The organism is Devosia yakushimensis (genome assembly GCF_030159855.1).
Taxonomy (GTDB): domain Bacteria; phylum Pseudomonadota; class Alphaproteobacteria; order Rhizobiales; family Devosiaceae; genus Devosia; species Devosia yakushimensis.
Genome location: NZ_BSNG01000001.1, coordinates 2,956,251 through 2,973,870, shown reverse-complemented (window position 1 = coordinate 2,973,870; position 17,620 = coordinate 2,956,251). Strand labels below are relative to the sequence as shown.

The following is a 17,620-nucleotide window of genomic DNA, read 5'->3' as shown; positions in this document are numbered from 1 at the left end:
CCCGTTGCTGCGCTTTGCCGGACACAATTTCGAGCCGCTCTCCTCCGGCGCCCTCTATTGGCGCGCCGAAGCCACTTTGCTCGTCGCCGATCTGCATCTGGAAAAGATGAGCAGCTTTGCCCGCGCCGGCCAGCTTCTGCCCCCCTACGATACCGGCCTCACCCTGGCGCGGCTCGAAGCCGATCTGCGCCGCACCGGCGCCCAGCGGCTGATTTCACTCGGTGACAGTTTTCACCGCGCTGATGCTAGCAGTCTGTTAACCAATGCCGACCGGATGCGCATCGATGCGCTGACCGATAATGTCGAATGTATCTGGCTGTCCGGCAATCACGATCCCGCTCCGCACGCCCTGGGCGGCAGCTGCCGGCCCAGCCTCGAACTGGCCGGCCTTACCCTGTCGCACGAACCGCGGCGCGGCGTTTCCGGCTTGATTTCCGGGCACTTGCACCCCGCCGCCCACATCGTCATGGCCGGCCGCTCCACCCGCCGTCCCTGCTTCGTGCACGACAATCGCCTGATGATCCTGCCCGCCTATGGCAGCTCCACCGGCTCGATCAACATTCTATCCCCGCCCTTTATCGGCCTGCTACACTGGCCGGCGCTGGAAGTCACGATGTTGGGAAAAGACCGGACTTATCCGGTCAGCACCAAGAGGTTGGTGCGGGGCTAGACCCCGCACCCCCGGGATTACACTGCCGGCCGGAAGGCGCCGTTCTGCCAGCCTTCGAACTTGCCGGTGAAGAAGTCGATATCGCTGAAGCCGAGCAGGTTGAGCACGGTGAAACTGTGCGACAATTGCAGGCCACCACGGGTGAAGAGCACGATCCGCTTTTCCGGCGTCACCCCGGCCTGGGCATAAAGCGCCTGCAATTCCTCGACCGGCTTCAGCACGCGATCGCCATCGAAAGTATCGTCCCAGAAGACATTGACCGAACCGGGAATGTGCCCGGCGGCATAGTCGGAGGGCGAGCGCACATCGACCACGACGACATTGGGATCACCGGCCAAAGCCTTGACGGCATCGGCATCGAGGAAGGCCGGACCATTGCCGGTCAGCGGCGTGCCCTCGAAGGTGTAATTGGCGAGGGAGACCTGCTGGCCGGCGCGCGGATCGCGGCTCCATTCGTCCCAGCTAGCATCGTAAAGCACGACATTTTCATAGCCGAGATTGCGCAGCGCCAGATAGTTATTGGCCGCCGCAACGCCGCTGCCGCAATAGGAAACAACCTCGCGATCGGGGCTGACGCCGGCCGTATCGAGCAGCCGTTGCAGCACGGGCTGGGACTGTAGAATAGCCGTTTCGGTCAAAAGGCTCGACGCCGGCAGCGCCTGCGCCCCCGGGATATGACCATCCTCATAGGCATCGAGATTGCGGCCATCGATGATGACCGACGCGGCATCGCCAACCTTGGCGGCCACATAGTCCTTGTCGACGCGGATATCGTTCTTGCGGGTCAGCGCGAATGTGGTTGCCGCGACCTGCGGCACATCCTTGGTCAGCCCGCCCTGCCAGGCGCCGATGCCGCCATCGAGCACATGCACATTTTCGAAGCCGGCATAGACAAAGGCGACATAGGCGCGGCCGGGCAGGGCCGTGGTGTCGTAGATCAGGATCGTGTCGTCATAGCTGAGGCCGGCTTCCCCGAGCAGCCGCTCAAATTCAGCGTCGCCGGCAAATTCGTTGCGGATGCCATCGCTCTCCGAAACGTTGAGCGCCTGCCAGGGCAGGTTGATGGCGCCAGCCACATGGCCTTCGGCATAGGCCGTGGGCGAGCGCACGTCGATGAGCTTTGCGCCCTCGGCGATCAGCGCCTCGAAGTCCGCCTGGCCGGTAATGATGGAGGCCTGCGTCTGTGCCTGGGCCGCAACCGTCATCAGGGCCATGCCGGCCGGGGCCATGCCAAGAGCCAGGGCATTGAGCGACAGGGCCGTGAAGGCGGAGCGCAGGAAGGGTTTGACGGGGGAACGGTGTGCAGTCATTTCAGCCTCCAGATGTGGACGCCTGATTATCGACTAACTCCATAGACATTCACAGCGCATGGCTTTGCGTATGTTCCGGCCAGAGGAATATCGCTTTCTCCACAAAGCCATAGCGCGGAAAAAATCAGCGCTTGAACAAAACACCGCCCAGCCAGCCGGTAAACAGCGCCAGCACTACGCAGACCAGCCCATAGAGCAGCGGCTGCTGCACCGCCGACAGGGCCAGAAACCGCTCGAAGCCGATCTTGCGCACCGCAAACCCTTCCGATTTGCGCGCAATCACCTGCCCGTCCTTGAACACATAGGTCAGCGCGATATAGGGCCCCGGCGGCGCATTGCTGGGCAGGGTCAGCCGGGCCGAATAGAAATTGTCCGAGAGGAAATTGACGCCGCCCTCATTGACGCCGAACAGCCCCTGCTCGGTCATCAGCCGCACCAGTTCACGTCCGAACACGGCAGTCTTCCACCAGCCCGCATCATTGGCCACCAGCGTATGCGCCTCGGGCAGGATATATTCGGTGGTCAGCGTCGTGATGTCGGTGATGTCGCGCAGCCGCGCGCTCGACAGTACGTGGAAATAGCTCGGGAAATTGTCGAATTCGACCTGGTCGGTATTGAGCCAGACGCCGAAATTATTGGTCTTCTGCCGCGCCACCCGGTTCTGCGTCGGCCCCAATACAACGACCACCACATGGAATGGGCCGGTGACGAATTTCTGGTCCGATCCGGCATCGGGCATGATCGTCCCGAAGAAATTCATCCGCTCGCCATCGAAGCTCGAGGTGATCTCGATATTGTCGTTGGACAATTGCGACACCAGTCGCTCGGCCTGCGCCGGCATGCCAAGCAGAAGCGCCATGACCAGGGCGAGCCACCACTTCATCGTGCGCCCCCCAATACCGCCATGCTGAACGGATCGGCCGGCGCCAATATCAGCGACAGCCCGAAGCGGATGGCCACGGCCAGCACCAGGATGGCCAGCAGCCCCCGCAATTGCTCGCCGCGCAAATGCTTGCCCGCTGATGCGCCGAACTGCGCTCCCGCCGTGCCGCCCACCATCAGGCAGAAGGCCAGCATGATGTCGACGCTCTGGCTTTGTACGGCATGCAGGATTGTCGTTGCCGCCATCATGGCCACCACCTGCGCCAGCGAGGTGCCGATCACCACATTGCCCGGCACCCGCAGCAGGTAAACCAGCGCCGGCACCATGATAAAGCCACCGCCAATGCCCAGGAGCGAACCGACAAAGCCGATGAAAAGCCCGATGATCAGCACCGGCAACACGCTGATATAGAGCCGGGATTTCTTGAACCGCACGCGCATCGGCAGGCGATGCATCCAATTATGCTGGTTGGGCAGCCGCTCGCGCACCACCACGCCCTTGCGCTGCTTGATAATGGCGCGGATGGCCTCGTTGAGCATCAGCGTGCCCACAAAGCCCAGCAAAACCAGGAAACCGACCGAGATGAACAGGTCGAGCTGCCCGGCATCGCGCAGCACGGCAAAGGTTGCCACGCCGCCAAAAGCCCCCAGAACGCCCGAAAGCACCAGATACATGGCCAGATGCAGATCAATGCCGCCGCGCCGGTAGTGACTGAGCGCCCCCGATGTCGAGGCTGCCACCACCTGTCCGGTGACCGAGGCCACGGCGACCGGCGCCGGAACGCCGGAAAAAATCAGCAGCGGCGTCAGCAGGAACCCGCCACCCACGCCGAACAGACCCGACAGAAAGCCGACCGCTCCCCCGATTCCCACGAGGAAGAAGAGGTTCATCGATAGCTCTGCGATCGGCAGATAGACCTGCAAGACCGTGGGTTCCGTTCAATAGACTCGTGGCCCGCACCCCCTTTTGAGTGCGAGCCACGACAACAATATGTCCGACCGGGTTAGCAGCACCTAAACCTTTGCAAGAAAAGGAGGCGCCGGCAGGTTTTCAAGCTGGCTAAACCGGCTGGCTGCCCAATACCGCCAGCAGCCGCGGATTGATCTTGCCGCTGGGAGCCATGCCCGTGCCCGTTTCAAAGGCCTTGATGGCCTCGGCGGTCTTGGGGCCGGCCAGGCCATCTGGCGCGCCGACATCGAAGCCCAGCTTGACCAGCGCCTGTTGCACCTTGGAAACCACGTCCCTGGTGCTGATGGCCTGGCCGGGATCGAAATCCTTGGCCCAGGTGCCCAGTGGGGCGAAATTGGCGGCCAGCTCGATCGGCTCGGCCTTCCATGCCGAGATATCGCTCCCAAGACGCTTGATGGCGTCGGCGGTGAGCGACTTGGCGATGTCGTCGCGCGCCTTGCCGGCATCGGCGTCGCCGCTGCGGGCGGCCAGCGCGAACCATTTGTAGGATTGCTCGAAGTCCTGATCTACCCCCAGGCCCCGCGCATAGAGCATGCCCAGGTTGAACTGGCTGTCGGTCATGCCGAGCTGAGCCGCCTTGGTGAACCATTCGGCGGCCGTTTCGAATTCCTGGTCGCCCAGCTGGCCGCTGGCGTAAAGCGCGGCCAGATTGTGCATGGCCATGCGGTTGCCCGCTTCGGCGCCGCGCTGATACCAGAGCTTGGCGACCTCAAGGTCCTTCTCGACCCCCGTGCCGGCCTCGTACAGATTGCCCAGCCGGTATTGTGCCGGAACGAAGCCCTGTGCAGCCGAGCGCTCATACCATTTGGCGGCCTCGGCATAATCCTGCTCGACAGCACGCCCTTCGGTATAGATCGCGCCGATCTCGAATTGGGCCCGTGCATCGCCATCGGCGGCGGCCTGGCGCAATTCAATGGGTCCCAAAGCCTCGGGCGGTAGCTCGAAGCTTTCTGCTGTCGCCTCCGCAATATCGGGGATGCGGTCGGCCGACGCCGTGGCTGCGGCAGCAGCTGGCACGAGACTGGCTTCCTCAGGCGCGTTCGCCGTCGTCAGCGGCGCCGGAATCGGCTCTGCCGAGGACCGGCTGAAGCTCATCGGCTTGCCCGGATTGATCGAGCCGACCTGGGTCGTGTCGATCATGTCGATCACCCGCGGCTCAGCCGAAGAAACATCGCCCACGGGCTGTTCGGCGGCCGGCGTGGGGTCAACCATCGTGCTTTCGACCGGTGCCGGATTGGCCGTGGCGCGGGCCGTGTTCATGCGCTGCATGACTAGGTTCAGGGCCAGCATCGAAACGGCGACCAGCGTTGCTGCCAGCAGCAGCGGCCGGCGGTGACGGATTAGGAAGCTCTGGCGCGGCGCGGTCTCTTCGCCTGGTAGCCCCGCTTCGGTCTGCTCCGCTGCGGCCTCGGCCTTCTTGTTTCGCTTTTCCTTTGGCGGCTTTACCGGCTTTTCGGCCTTCGTTTCGACGGGCGCCGCTGGCTCTTCGCTACCCGGCAGTTCGGGCGCCGCAGCGGGCTTGACCCGGGCCAGGGCGCGGCCGATCAGCGAATTGGTCGAGGGGCCGGCCGGTGGCGTTTCATGGCGTGCGCGCTGGGCGCGCCGCGCCGCGGCAACAAAGGTGCTGGTGCTGCTGGGAGCCGCGGGCGCTTCCACGCTGGGCGCGGGCGGCGGCTCCACCGGTTCACTGACAAAGGGATCGGTGCTGGTGCTGGTGGCAAAGCTCGATTGCGGCTGCGGCGGCCGCTCGACCTTGGCCGGGTCAAAGAACGGGCGCGGCGGCGTTGGCGCTACCGGCGTTTCCTCTGACATGGCAGGCGGGGCGACCCGGGCGCTGACCTTGGCATCAAGCGCTGCGCGTACCGGTCCGGCATCGGCAAAGCCGGGGTCGATCAACGGCGCTTCCGCCGCGGGATTGGCCGGCATGATGTCGCTGTCTTTGGCGGCCTTGACACCCGCCAGTGCGGCACGCACCTCGCTGAGGCTGTCTCCGCCCACCGGCTTGAGATCGGTGCGGAATGCCGCCAGCGGCCGGCCCGTATCCCGGCGATTGGCCAGCGCGGCCTCGAGCCGCGTCAGCCGTTCGGCCGTATCCTTGCCCGCGGTATTGAGCAGCGCTGCCATCCGGTCTTCGAGCGCCGAGAGCCCATCCGCGCTGATTTCCCCTGCCGTTCCCGCGGCGGGGCTGGCCTTGGTGACGGCCTCGGAGGCGCGTTCGGCGATCATATTGGCCAGCGTCTCGTAATCGGGCGTCTTGCCGGCGCTTTTGATCAGGCCGGTAATCTGGCTTTCAATGCTCTTGAGGCTGTCGGCGCTGAACATGGCGACCGGTGCGGGCGCCTTGCGCGTCATGGCATCGCTGGTGCGCTCGGCAACCATGGTGGCCAGCGCCTCAAGCCCGGCCGTGTCCTGCTGCTGGCCATAAAGCCTGGTGAGGCCATCGAGCTGGGCGCCGGTTTCGTCCATGCGCTGCATCAGCAGCTTGAGCTGGCTTTCGACCTGCCCCTCATCGCTCCGCTTGCTCAGCGCTTCGATCTGGGTCTCAATTTTAGCAAAGCGCGGCTCCATGCCGGCCAGCACCGCATCGCGCAGCGCCGAAATATCCTTCTTGAGGCCAGCGACATCGCCATTGGCGCTCTTGAGCCCGCCAATCTGGGTGGCCAGTGCATCGACCTTGCCCACCAGCACTTCGGGCTGGCCCGCGCCATCCTGCATTGCCCGGGTAAAGCCGGCCATTTCGGCAGTCAGTTTCTCGAAATCGCCTGAAGACAGGGCAACGCTTTTTTCGATGGCGTCGATCCGGTCATAGACATTGCGCACGCTTTCCTCGATCGCATGCATGGCCGGCGCCAGCGCGCCTGTGCCTTGCGCCTCTGTGGTCGCTACGCGATCCTCGCGGATGACCTCGCGTTCCATCTGCTGGGCCTGCAACTCGGCCAGCTTGGCAACGGTGACCGAAACGTCGTCGAGCCGTTTGTTGATGGCGCTGAGATCGACCTTGGGCGCTTCCTCGATCATGGCGCCCAGCGCCGCAATCTGCACTTCGAGCCGCTTGACCTGGCCGGTCTCGCCCACCGCACCGGCCAGCAATTCCACCACATGGGCCAATTGTTCGACCTGGCTGGCGACTTCCCGCACATCGCCATCGGCGGCGCGCTGCGCGTGCAATTCGTCTTCGAGCCGTTCCAGCCGCCCCGAAAGCCCGCCGACCAGGGCGCTCAGCTCGCGGAATTCAGGCATGTCGGCCGGGCGCCGGCCCAAAGCCGCCGCCGTTGCCGACATCTGCCGTCCGCGAATTTCGGCGATGGCCGAACTCAGCGGATCATGCTCGTTCTCGGGTTCCATGCCCCGGTCGCTGAAACGGTCTACTGCGCGCTTGACCGTGCGCAATGCTTCCTGCCGCCGCACCGTTGGTTCGGGACGCTCCACCTGGTCGCGCAGATTGCGCACCCGTTGCGTCAGACCACTCAGGGCCGGATCGACCCTTTCTGTCTGCGCGTAGCGCCCTTCCACCTGGTCCAGCAGTGCCACCAATTCGCCGCGGAGCGCCTGCCATTCGCCGGCTTGCGGCTCGTGGTCAGGGTCGGCGATGTCCGAAATCGGGTAGGCGCGGGCCATGGTCAGTCCCTGTCATGATGTGACGGACCCCTCGCGATTCAACACGAAGGTATGACGGTCACTCTTGGGAAAACATGGTAAAGAACCCGTTAAGCATTGCTGCAATATGCAAGACCAGCGAGCGATTTGCCCAGATTTCGGGGCTGCCGCCCGCGCGAATCCGCAGTATTGCTGATTTAGGTCCGCCACGGAGAGAGCCCGATATATGACCCGCCGTCGCATCATCATTGTCGATGACCATCCCCTGTTCCGTGCGGCGCTGCGGCAAACCCTGGCCGGGGGCGATGCCACGGTCAGCGTGGAGGAAGCCGGCGACCTCAATGGCCTCAGCGCCTCGCTCGAAGCCGATCGCGATTGCGACCTGGTCTTGCTCGATCTCAACATGCCCGGCGTGCGCGGTTTTTCCGGCCTCTTGCTGCTGCGGGCGCAATATCCCGATATTCCGGTGATGATCATTTCGGCGGTGGAAGACGGCACCGTCGTTCGCCGCGCCTTCGAACTGGGCGCCGCCGGCTATCTCCACAAATCGGTCGGCCCCACCGAAATCCGCCGCGCCATCGAAACGGTGCTGTCCGGCGAAGTTTTCGTGCCCGATGGCATGACGCTGGGTGGGGAAGACGACCAGACCGCCCTGATGCGGCGCCTCGCGACCCTCACGCCCCAGCAGGTCCGCGTGCTGATGATGCTGAGCGACGGGCTGATGAACAAGCAGATCGCCTATGAGCTCACCATCTCCGAGGCCACCGTCAAGGCGCATGTCTCGGCCATTCTGCAAAAGCTCGATGTCGATAGCCGCACCCAGGCCGTCATCGCCGCCGCCCGTATCGAAGAGGGCCAGTTCGAGGCCCTGTTCTCGACCGGTGGCGAGAAGGCTTAGGCGGCCAGCCGCCTCAAACCGCCCGTTTGGCCGCCCGTCCGCTCTGGTTGGCCAACCCGCTGATCGCCGCCCTTAGCGCGGCGGGCTTCACGGGCTTGGTCACCACTGCAATGCCACGATCCTCGGCCAGCGCCCGCACCGCCGGGCTGCGATCGGCCGTGACCAGCGCTGCCGGCAGGTGCCCGCCCAGATTGTGCCGCAGCCATTCGATGGCATCGAGCCCCGAGGTCTGGTCGAGGTGATAATCCATCAGCACCATATCGGGATACCAGCCCTCCAGCAGCCGCTCCCGGTCGATCTGCTTGAGCGATAGCGCCGTGCGCACATCGCATCCCCAATGGCTGAGCAGGCCTTCCATGGCCTCCAGGATCGCCCGCTCGTTGTCGACGCAGAGCACTTTGAGATCGAGCACGCCCACATTGGTTTCGCTGGGCTCGGGCCCGCTTTCAACGCTGTTCTGCTGCGCACGGGTGGCCGGCAGGAACAGCGAAAACCGCGATCCCTTGCCCTCCTGGCTGTCCAGTTCCAGCGTCAGCCCCAGGGCCGCCACGAGGCGCTGCACGATCGATAGGCCCAGCCCCAGCCCCTGGGCCATTCGTGCACCCCGCTCAAGCCGCGAGAATTCGGCAAAGACCAGCTTGTGCTGATCCTTGTTGAAGCCGATGCCGGTGTCGATCACATCGATCCGGATGCGATTGCCGCGCCGCCTGACCCCCACCAGAACCTTGCCGCCGCTGGGCGTGTACTTGACCGCGTTCGATACCAGGTTCTGCACGATACGGCCCACCAGCATGCGGTCAGCCAGCACCATGGCTTGGGTATTGACGATGCGCAGGGCAATGGCGTGCTCGCGTGCCATGGGCGCGAATTCCACCTCGATGCGCTTGAGCAGGTCGCGCGCACTCACCGCCGTCGGCGCCGGCCGCACCGCGCCGCTATCGATGCGCGAAATATCGAGCAGCGCCGACATGATATCTTCCACCGCCGTCAGCGAGGCCTCGATGGAATTGGCCAATTCGGCAAAAGCGGTCGATTTGGCCCGCTCGATCAGTGTCGAGGTATAAAGCCGCGCGGCATTGAGCGGCTGCAGCAGGTCATGGCTGGCGGCCGCTAGAAACCGGGTCTTGTCGTGATTGGCAGCATCGGCCTTGGCCCGGGCATTTTCGAGTTCGGTATTGACCCGCGTCAGTGCCGCGGTGCGTTCCTCGACCCGCCCCTCCAACGATTGGTTCACCCGCTCCAGCTCGCGCTCCGCCCGGATCCGCGCGGTCACATCGGAAAAGCTGATGACCAGGCCCCCATCGGGGAGGCGCGCCGAGTGGAATTCCAGCACCTGTCCGCCATTGCCCAGCCGCTGGGTCACGGTCGAGGGCAGGGCGGTCAAAAGATTGATGCGCTCGATCGCCAGCCGCGCGGCATCCCCGGGCCCCAGGTCGCCGCGATCGGCCAGAAACAGTGCAATATCGAATAGCGGCGTGCCCCGCCTGGTCAATTCGTCGGGCAGGCCCAGCAGCGAATTATAGCGCTTGTTGGATGTGACCAGCCGCAAGCCGCTGTCGAACACAGCCACCCCTTGGGGAATGTGATCCATCGCCTGGGCCAGATTGGCGGGCGTGATAGTGCGTTCGGCCGGCATGAAGAGGGTCTGACTGCTCCGTTATCGTATCGACTATCCGCCCCCCGGCAAAGCGGCGCAAGATCGACTCTCGACCCATTGCCTTGTTGCCGTTAGTAGTAAATCCTTAACCCACCACGGGTGCGGCGGCCGCCGACGGGGCGTGGTGGGTCAAAACAACGGAGTGAGGGCTCTCATGCTGAAAGAATTTCGTGACTTCGCCATCAAAGGCAACATGATCGACCTGGCCATCGGCGTGATCATCGGCGCCGCCTTTGGCGCCATTGTTTCATCGCTTGTCGACGACGTGTTCATGCCGATTATCGGCTTGATCATCGGCGGTATCGACTTCTCCAATCTGTTTATCGTGCTGCACAATCCCGGCGATGTCGCCGTGCCTTCGCTGGCCGCTGCCAAGGCCGCCGGCGTTGCAACGCTCAATATCGGCCTCTTCATCAATGCCGTGGTCAAATTCACCATCATAGCCTTTGTGCTGTTCATGGTGGTCAAGGCCATCAATTCGCTCAAGCGCGAAGCCGCCAAGGAACCGGTCGAAGAGACCCCAGCTCCGAGCAAGGAAGAAGTGCTCCTCACCGAAATCCGCGACGCCTTGCGCGCCAATCCGCGCTGAAAATGCAAAAGGGCCGGAAACATTCCGGCCTTTTTCTTGTCACGTTCGTAGGACGAAAGTCAGTTGACGGTGCAATTAAAGGTAAATATACCTAGCATGTAGGTAGTGACTCCTACGTGTTGTCCCGATGGGACGGCAGGAACACTTAGCGCAAACTACAGGGGCGATTTTCACCGACAGATTCCGTCTAGACGAAGCGGGGCGGGGGTGGCGGCGCGACATCTGATTTCAAGCTGCGGGTGAATTTTGGAAATAAGCGAAACTTGCCAACTGGGCAGAGAGGGCAAAATGAGCGACGAAGTCTACTATCATTCTTTTCTCAATCGTGACCGGCTGATCCACATCGTCGATGCCGATCCATCCACCTGCGAGGCGCTGAGCATTCTGTTCCGCCTCGAGGGTTTTCAGACGAGCTTTTCACTTGATGCCAGTCATTTTCTGGCCAGCATCGACCGCCGCCGTCCCGATGTCGTGGTGATCAATCTGCGGCTTGGTGAGGAAAGTGGCCTGGCCTTGTTGCGCCGGGTCAAGGCCATGCGCACCGGCACGCCGGTCTTCATGCTCTCCGACTCGCCCCAGCTCGAGGCGGCGGTGACCGCCATGAAACTGGGCGCCTCCGACGTCATTTCCAAGCCTGTCGATACCGAGCATTTCCTCGGCGTCGTACGCGATGCCCTGCGCCGGGACGTGCATCTGGGCGCCATGCAGGGCGGGCGCCGGCCTGTCGAAGTGCGCGGGTTTTCCCAGCTCACACCGCGCGAACGCGAAGTGTTGCAGCTGATCACCAATGGCCAGTCCAACAAGGAAGCGGGCCGCGAACTCGGCATTTCGCCGCGCACCATCGAAGTGCATCGCGCCCGCGTCATGGAAAAGCTGGGCGCCCGCAACACTGCCGATCTCATGCGGATCGTGCTGACGAGTTGATCGATGTGGGGGCGTGTCGCAACCAGTGCCTAGTAGACCCGGTGGTACCAAACTGCGGACAAGCCACCAAACAAAATCCCCGGGACATACCCGGGGATATCAATTCATCACTACTCGCTGCGCAGAACCTAACCGCCCGTTGTCGGCAGCGTCAGGTCGCCCGACGTCAGCTTGCGCGCCGTGATCGCCGCATCGGCCCGCTCGCGCGGTAGTTCCAGGCTCGTCCACACGCTCACCAGCGCATGGCGCAATTCGAAGATCATCTCATCGGTATGCAGCGGCGTCGGCGTGATGCGCAGTCGCTCCGTCCCCTTGGGCACGGTGGGGTAATTGATCGGCTGAATATAGATATTGTGCTTGTCCAGCAGCATGTCGCTGGCCGCCTTGCACTGGCGCGCATCGCCCACGATCAGCGGCACGATATGGGTCTCGGTTTCCATCACCGGCAGGCCCGCATCGGCCAGGATCGCCTTGGTCAGCCGCGCCTGGCGCTGATGCAGCATGCGCTCCTGCCCATTGCCCTTGAGATGCTCGATCGACGCCCGCGCCGCCGCGCACAAAGCCGGAGGCAGGGCGGTGGTGAAGATGAATTCGGGCGCATAGGAGCGCACCGCATCGACGATGGCGCGATTGGCCGCGATATAGCCGCCCATCGTGCCAAAGCCCTTGGCCAGCGTGCCCTCGATGATATCGATGCGTTCCATCAGCCCGTCGCGTTCGGCGATACCGCCGCCGCGTGGGCCATACATGCCCACGGCATGGACTTCGTCGATATAGGTCAGCGCGCCGAATTCTTCGGCCAGGTCGCAGATTTCCTTGATCGGCGCGATATCGCCATCCATCGAATAGATCGATTCAAAGCAGATCAGCTTGGGCCGCTTGCGATCCACCTGCGCCAGCAATTCGCGGAGATGGCCCACATCGTTGTGCCGGAAGATGATCTTCTGCATGCCCGATTGGCGCACGCCCTGGATCATGGAGGCATGGTTGAGCTGGTCGGAGAAAATCACGCAATCGGGCAAAAGCCGCGCAATGGTCGAAATCGCCGCTTCATTGGACACAAAGCCTGAGGTGAACACCAGCGCCGCTTCCTTGCGGTGGAGATCGGCCAGCGAGCGCTCCAGCTCGACCAGCGGCCGGTTGGTGCCCGAAATATTGCGGGTGCCGCCTGCGCCAACGCCGAGCTTGCCGGCCGTGTCCTGCATGGCGGAAATGACCTTTTCATGCTGGCCCATGCCCAGATAGTCATTGGAGCACCAGATGGTGATCTCGCGGGCATTGTCCGCGTCATCGCGATAGATCGCCTTGGGAAACCGGCCCGCCACCCGTTCGAGATCGGCGAAAACGCGATAGCGCTTTTCTGCTCGCAGCGTATCCACTGCGTCTTCGAAAATACCGCGATAGTCCATGCGAACGTCCCTTTATGCCCTGTCCTGGCCGGTTCTGTGCCTGCCTGGCAGAATAGAAGAGTACCTAATCCCGGCGCCGGCGCATTGACATAGGTCAATTCGCCGCGCGGCTTTGCGGGGTCCGTCCGGAATGGGTCCCTTGGGCGGTCACGAGCAAGATGAGACTCATTCTAAGGTGCAAAGTGCGTGCTGCCAATGCTTTGCTTGCACTTTTGGTGATCAGTCTTGCCCACCCCACCGCCCCGCGCTACCAAACCTGCGGAGGAACGACCATGACCCGATTTGCCCATTATCCCAGCCTTGCCGGCATGCCCGTCGTCATCTCGGGGGGTGCTTCGGGCATAGGCGAAAGCCTGGTGCGCAATTTTGCGGCCCAGGGCGCCAAGGTCGGTTTCGTCGATATCGCCGTCGAGGCCGGCGAGCGCCTTGCCGCCGAATTGGCGGGACAGGGGCAAAGCGTTCGCTTCGCCGCCTGCGACGTCACCGATACCGAGGCCTATCAGGCCGCCATTGCCGGCTTTGCCGCCGCCCATGGCGATGCCCTGGCCCTGGTCAACAATGCCGCCCATGATCAGCGCCACGATTGGGCCGAAGTAACCCCCGCCTATTGGGACGACCGCATGGCGGTCAATCTCAAGCATGCCTTCTTTGCCATTCAGGCGGTGGCGCCGGGCATGGTGCGGGCCGGGCGCGGTTCGATCATCAATACCGGCTCGATCAGCTGGATGATCATGTCCTCCCGCATCCCGGTCTATGAAACCGCCAAGGCGGCTGTGCATGGGCTGACGCGCGGCATGGCGCGCGAATTGGGTGGCTCCGGCATTCGCGTCAATTCTCTGGTGCCCGGCTGGATCATGACCGAGCGCCAGTTGACCCACTGGCTTGATGCCGATGGCGAACGTGCAATCGCTCAGAACCAGGTTCTGTCCGGCCGTGTCTATCCCGACGATGTCTCGCGCATGGCGCTCTTCCTCGCCGCCGATGACAGCGCCATGATTTCCGCCCAGCAATTTGTCGTCGATGGCGGCTGGGCCAATGCCTGAACGTCATTTCGTTCATCCATTGTTCAGCATATTTGATTCATCACCTTCCTGCCGTATTCACTCCGCAGAACGGGCACTCAATCCTTCAGGGGGACAATCGATGAAATCCAAGATTCTCGTGGCGCTTGCCGCGACGCTGGCGCTGACGGCCTGCACCACCAATCCCTATACCGGGGAATCCCAGCTTTCCAACACCGCTGGCGGCGCCTTGATCGGTACCGGCGGTGGTGCCATTGCCGGCGCTCTGGTGGGTGCGGCCGTAGGCGGGGATCCGCGCGTGGGCGCGCTGATTGGCGCTGGCGTGGGCGGCCTCACCGGCGCGGCCATCGGCAGCTATATGGATCAGCAGGAGGCCGAATTGCGCGCCCAGCTGCAGGGCACTGGCGTTTCGGTGACCCGCGTTGGCCAGCAGATCATTCTCAACATGCCCTCCAACATCACCTTCGCCACCGACCAGTCGACCGTGCAGCCCCAGTTCAACCAGACCCTGGTCTCGGTGGCTCTCGTGCTCAAGAAGTTCGACAAGACCATTGTCGATGTCTATGGCCACACCGATAGCCAGGGCGACGACAATTACAACCTGTCGCTGTCGCAGCGCCGCGCCGTTTCGGTCGCCACGATCCTCGCCAATCAGGGCATCGATCAGCGCCGCTTCTTCATCGAAGGCAAGGGCGAATCCAGCCCCATCGCCTCCAACGGCACTGAACAGGGCCGCGCCCAGAACCGGCGTGTCGAAATCCAGATTTCCCCGATCAACGGCTGATCGGGCGATCATCGATGATGAAAAGCGCGGCCCCTGTGCCGCGCTTTTTTATTGCGCCGGCGCGGCAGGCTCCACCACCGGCGCCGATGTCGGCGAAGCCGGTTGCACGTCGGTTCCCGGCGCCCCATTGAACAATTGCAGGATCAGCAGCACCGCGATCACGATGGCAAGGCCAACCAGGCCATAAAGCCACCAATTGGTCGGCCCCGTGCCGCCAATGGTCTCCTCATGCTCTCCGGCAACCTTTATCGGCGTATCGTCCGGCACATCGATACGCGCACCGTTTTCGTCGATCAGGTTGTCCACATTGGCAATTGTCGGCGTGGGCGTTTTGGGCGTAACGGCCATCTTGCTCTCTCCCTTTGTCCTGCGTCACCGGCAGAACGGTTTTATCTGCCACTTCAATGCCCCATGGCGGCAGCGGTTCCCGGCTTGCGCCTCAGGAGACCTTCGATCACGCTTTTGCAATTGCGGAACCCCACGCGAAAACCCCGCGTTCCCTCTTCACCCAACCAAGAGGAGTTCGAAAATGGCCTATGACGACATTCGCAACCGCGACGCCGACGTCAAGGAAACCCACGATCTAATCGCGTCTGACAAGGTCGAGGGCACCAAGGTCTATGACCCCAGCGGCGAGCATATCGGCTCCATTGAGCGTATCCTGGTGGAAAAGCGCAGCGGCAAGGTATCCTATGCCGTGCTCAGCTTCGGCGGCTTTCTCGGCATCGGCAACGAGCATTATCCGCTGCCCTGGAGCAAGCTAAACTACGACGAAAGCCTGGGCGGCTATCGCGTCGACGTCACCAAGGACCAGCTCGAAGGCGCCCCCAAATACAGCGACGATGACGACGATTACTGGACCGCCGAGAACGGGCGCCGGGTTTACGACTATTACGGCGTCGCTCCCTATTGGATCTGATCGGACAAAACGCAGAACGGAGCCGGCGCCCTCGGGCGCCGGTTTTCATTTGGGCCGCGTTCGGCCGCCAGTATGCGTGAAGGAATTGTCTGGTGCTGCCGGACAGGATTGAACTGTCGGCCTCTCCCTTACCAAGGGAGTGCTCTACCACTGAGCTACGGCAGCATCTGCGCGGCGGGCGGGGCCCGGTGCGGCGACGGGCGCTCTAGTGCCATAGCCAAAACCTCGACGCAAGGCCAAAAAGCGCATATCAACTTTCAACTGCCAACCCTATGGCCCGAACCGAGCGGCGGAGCCGACCTGCAAATTGACAAAATCCGAACAAGCCGCACTGCGCGACCAGAGATTGGCTGCCAAGCTGCGTGAAAACCTCAAGCGCCGCAAGGGCCAGCTCAAGGCGCGCGCCGATGCCGATGCGCGCTCCCCCGAGAGCCAGCCGGCCTCCGGCGAGCGGTCGGACAATAAATCGTAAACCATTTTGGGGCTGAATCTGTGGTCACCGCGCCGGGGCCGGAATCGCCACCATGTTTTCGACAAATCCGGCAGACACAACGGCTGCGGCGTGCCGGTTCTGATTCCTCTTGGATCAGCCCTGCATGTCGGGCCACCCGCCTTGTTGGCGGGGTTTGACTCGGCTATTGAGCCAGCTTTCACCCCAGGGGCCTCCCGCCCCGCTTGAGGATTATCCAGGATGGATCGCATTCGTTTGGTCGGCGGCAATGAACTGCGCGGGGAGATCGTTATCTCCGGCGCCAAGAATGCCGCGCTGCCGCTGATGATCGCCTCGCTTTTGACCGATGAGCCCCTGGTGCTGCAAAATGTGCCGCGCCTGGCCGATGTCAAACAGCTCGAGCGCATCCTCGAAAATCATGGCGTCGACATTGCCGTGCATGGTCGCCGCCGTGGCGAAGAGGAAGGCGTTGGCCAGCGCATGACCTTCCATGCCGCCGACATCGTCGATACGACAGCTCCTTACGATCTGGTCTCCAAGATGCGCGCCAGCTTCTGGGTCATCGGCCCCTTGCTGGCCCGCGAGCACAATGCCCGCGTTTCCCTGCCTGGCGGCTGCGCCATCGGCACGCGGCCTGTCGATCTCTTCCTCTTCGGCCTCAAGGAATTGGGCGCTGAAATCGACATCGATGAAGGCTATGTCGTGGTCAAGGCCCCCAAGGGTGGCCTGAGGGGCGCTCATATCGTCTTCCCGAAAGTGTCGGTGGGCGCCACCCACACCATCATGATGGCCGCGACCCTGGCCAAGGGCACGACCATTATCGAGAACGCCGCCCAGGAACCCGAAATCACCAATGTCGCCGAATGCCTCGTCGCCATGGGCGCGAAAATTTCGGGCATCGGTACGCGCAAGCTGACCATCGAGGGCGTCGACAAGCTCCATGGCGCTACGGTCGATGTCATTCCCGACCGCATCGAAACCGGCACCTTCGCCATGGCCACCGCCATGACGGGCGGCAATGTGCTGCTCAAGGGCGCCCGCGCCGAGCATCTGGAAGCCGCCCTCGACATTCTGGGCAAGACCGGCGCGGTCATCACCCCGGAGGCCGATGGCCTGCGCGTCTACCGCAATGGCAATGGCATCCAGCCCGTGGATGTGGAAACCGACCCGTTCCCCGGTTTCCCGACTGATCTGCAGGCCCAGTTCATGGCGCTGATGACCATGAGCTCGGGCACCAGCCAGATCCGCGAAACCATCTTCGAAAACCGCTATATGCATGTGGCCGAGCTCGCCCGCTTCGGCGCCGACATTACCGTGGATGGCCAGGTGGCGACGGTCACCGGCAAATCCCAGCTCAAGGGCGCCCAGGTCATGGCTACCGATCTGCGCGCTTCGGTGTCGCTGGTCATTGCCGGCCTTGCCGCGCGCGGCGAAACCATCGTCAACCGCATCTATCATCTCGATCGCGGCTTCGAGCGTCTCGAAGACAAGCTCTCCCGCTGCGGCGCCGAGATCGAACGGCTGGCGGGCTAGCAGCC

The 17,620-nt window shown here is 63.0% G+C and carries 16 protein-coding genes and 1 tRNA gene; 9 read left to right on the top strand and 8 right to left on the bottom strand.

What is annotated here, in order from left to right; genetic code table 11:
• The first annotated feature begins 4 nt into the window (after positions 1 to 4).
• On the top strand, positions 5 to 670 hold the full coding sequence (gene pdeM / locus QQL79_RS14415; protein WP_284392007.1) for a ligase-associated DNA damage response endonuclease PdeM: 666 nt from the start codon (positions 5 to 7) through the stop codon (positions 668 to 670).
• 17 nt (positions 671 to 687) lie between these two features.
• Here the strand turns inward: pdeM and QQL79_RS14410 are convergent, their stop codons facing one another.
• From QQL79_RS14410 to QQL79_RS14395, 4 genes are all read right to left on the bottom strand, one after another.
• Positions 688 to 1,980, bottom strand: a complete 1,293-nt coding sequence (locus tag QQL79_RS14410) for a rhodanese-like domain-containing protein (protein ID WP_284392006.1) — start codon at positions 1,978 to 1,980, stop codon at positions 688 to 690.
• Between the two features lie 124 nt (positions 1,981 to 2,104).
• Entirely contained in the window at positions 2,105 to 2,863 is a 759-nt protein-coding gene (locus QQL79_RS14405) for a TIGR02186 family protein (RefSeq protein ID WP_284392004.1), read from the bottom strand.
• Positions 2,860 to 3,786: a sulfite exporter TauE/SafE family protein gene (locus QQL79_RS14400; protein WP_262169752.1), complete on the bottom strand. Its 927-nt coding sequence runs from the start codon at positions 3,784 to 3,786 to the stop codon at positions 2,860 to 2,862. The genes QQL79_RS14405 and QQL79_RS14400 overlap by 4 nt, the downstream gene beginning before the upstream one ends.
• A 136-nt stretch (positions 3,787 to 3,922) precedes the next feature.
• Complete coding sequence (locus QQL79_RS14395; RefSeq protein WP_284391995.1) at positions 3,923 to 7,450, bottom strand: peptidoglycan-binding protein; 3,528 nt, start codon at positions 7,448 to 7,450, stop codon at positions 3,923 to 3,925.
• Positions 7,451 to 7,655: 205 nt separating this feature from the next.
• Between QQL79_RS14395 and QQL79_RS14390 the strand changes: the two genes are divergently transcribed.
• The gene (locus QQL79_RS14390) at positions 7,656 to 8,327 is read left to right on the top strand and encodes a response regulator (protein WP_284391993.1); all 672 of its coding nucleotides are present in this window, start codon (positions 7,656 to 7,658) and stop codon (positions 8,325 to 8,327) included.
• 13 nt (positions 8,328 to 8,340) lie between these two features.
• Here the strand turns inward: QQL79_RS14390 and QQL79_RS14385 are convergent, their stop codons facing one another.
• Positions 8,341 to 9,963, bottom strand: a complete 1,623-nt coding sequence (locus QQL79_RS14385) for an ATP-binding response regulator (RefSeq protein ID WP_284391991.1) — start codon at positions 9,961 to 9,963, stop codon at positions 8,341 to 8,343.
• A gap of 175 nt (positions 9,964 to 10,138) precedes the next feature.
• Here QQL79_RS14385 and mscL point away from each other — a divergent pair, with 175 nt between their 5' ends.
• Both mscL and QQL79_RS14375 read left to right on the top strand, forming a co-directional pair.
• On the top strand, positions 10,139 to 10,573 hold the full coding sequence (gene mscL / locus QQL79_RS14380; RefSeq protein WP_284391988.1) for a large conductance mechanosensitive channel protein MscL: 435 nt from the start codon (positions 10,139 to 10,141) through the stop codon (positions 10,571 to 10,573).
• A gap of 288 nt (positions 10,574 to 10,861) precedes the next feature.
• Positions 10,862 to 11,497 (top strand): response regulator transcription factor, encoded by a 636-nt coding sequence (locus QQL79_RS14375; RefSeq protein WP_284391986.1) that lies wholly within the window; start codon positions 10,862 to 10,864, stop codon positions 11,495 to 11,497.
• 128 nt (positions 11,498 to 11,625) lie between these two features.
• On the opposite strand, the gene hemA is transcribed toward QQL79_RS14375, so the two are convergent.
• Positions 11,626 to 12,906, bottom strand: a complete 1,281-nt coding sequence (gene hemA / locus QQL79_RS14370; RefSeq protein ID WP_284391984.1) for a 5-aminolevulinate synthase — start codon at positions 12,904 to 12,906, stop codon at positions 11,626 to 11,628.
• 272 nt (positions 12,907 to 13,178) lie between these two features.
• On the opposite strand from hemA, the gene QQL79_RS14365 reads away from it, so the two are divergent.
• Entirely contained in the window at positions 13,179 to 13,949 is a 771-nt protein-coding gene (locus QQL79_RS14365; protein ID WP_284391982.1) for an SDR family NAD(P)-dependent oxidoreductase, read from the top strand.
• Positions 13,950 to 14,049: 100 nt separating this feature from the next.
• On the top strand, positions 14,050 to 14,712 hold the full coding sequence (locus QQL79_RS14360; RefSeq protein ID WP_284391981.1) for a YiaD family glycine zipper/OmpA-like lipoprotein: 663 nt from the start codon (positions 14,050 to 14,052) through the stop codon (positions 14,710 to 14,712).
• Between the two features lie 48 nt (positions 14,713 to 14,760).
• Here QQL79_RS14360 and QQL79_RS14355 read toward each other — a convergent pair whose 3' ends face one another.
• Positions 14,761 to 15,060: a hypothetical protein gene (locus QQL79_RS14355; RefSeq protein ID WP_284391979.1), complete on the bottom strand. Its 300-nt coding sequence runs from the start codon at positions 15,058 to 15,060 to the stop codon at positions 14,761 to 14,763.
• 181 nt (positions 15,061 to 15,241) lie between these two features.
• Here QQL79_RS14355 and QQL79_RS14350 point away from each other — a divergent pair, with 181 nt between their 5' ends.
• Positions 15,242 to 15,631 carry a PRC-barrel domain-containing protein gene (locus QQL79_RS14350; RefSeq protein ID WP_284391977.1) on the top strand — a complete coding sequence of 130 codons (390 nt, stop codon included), beginning with the start codon at positions 15,242 to 15,244 and terminating at the stop codon, positions 15,629 to 15,631.
• A gap of 90 nt (positions 15,632 to 15,721) precedes the next feature.
• Here QQL79_RS14350 and QQL79_RS14345 read toward each other — a convergent pair.
• Positions 15,722 to 15,796: transfer RNA gene (locus tag QQL79_RS14345), tRNA-Thr, on the bottom strand.
• A gap of 142 nt (positions 15,797 to 15,938) precedes the next feature.
• Between QQL79_RS14345 and QQL79_RS14340 the strand changes: the two genes are divergently transcribed.
• Both QQL79_RS14340 and murA read left to right on the top strand, forming a co-directional pair.
• Positions 15,939 to 16,103: a hypothetical protein gene (locus QQL79_RS14340; RefSeq protein ID WP_284391975.1), complete on the top strand. Its 165-nt coding sequence runs from the start codon at positions 15,939 to 15,941 to the stop codon at positions 16,101 to 16,103.
• 219 nt (positions 16,104 to 16,322) lie between these two features.
• Positions 16,323 to 17,615 (top strand): UDP-N-acetylglucosamine 1-carboxyvinyltransferase, encoded by a 1,293-nt coding sequence (murA, locus tag QQL79_RS14335; RefSeq protein ID WP_284391973.1) that lies wholly within the window; start codon positions 16,323 to 16,325, stop codon positions 17,613 to 17,615.
• The last annotated feature ends 5 nt before the right edge of the window (positions 17,616 to 17,620 follow it).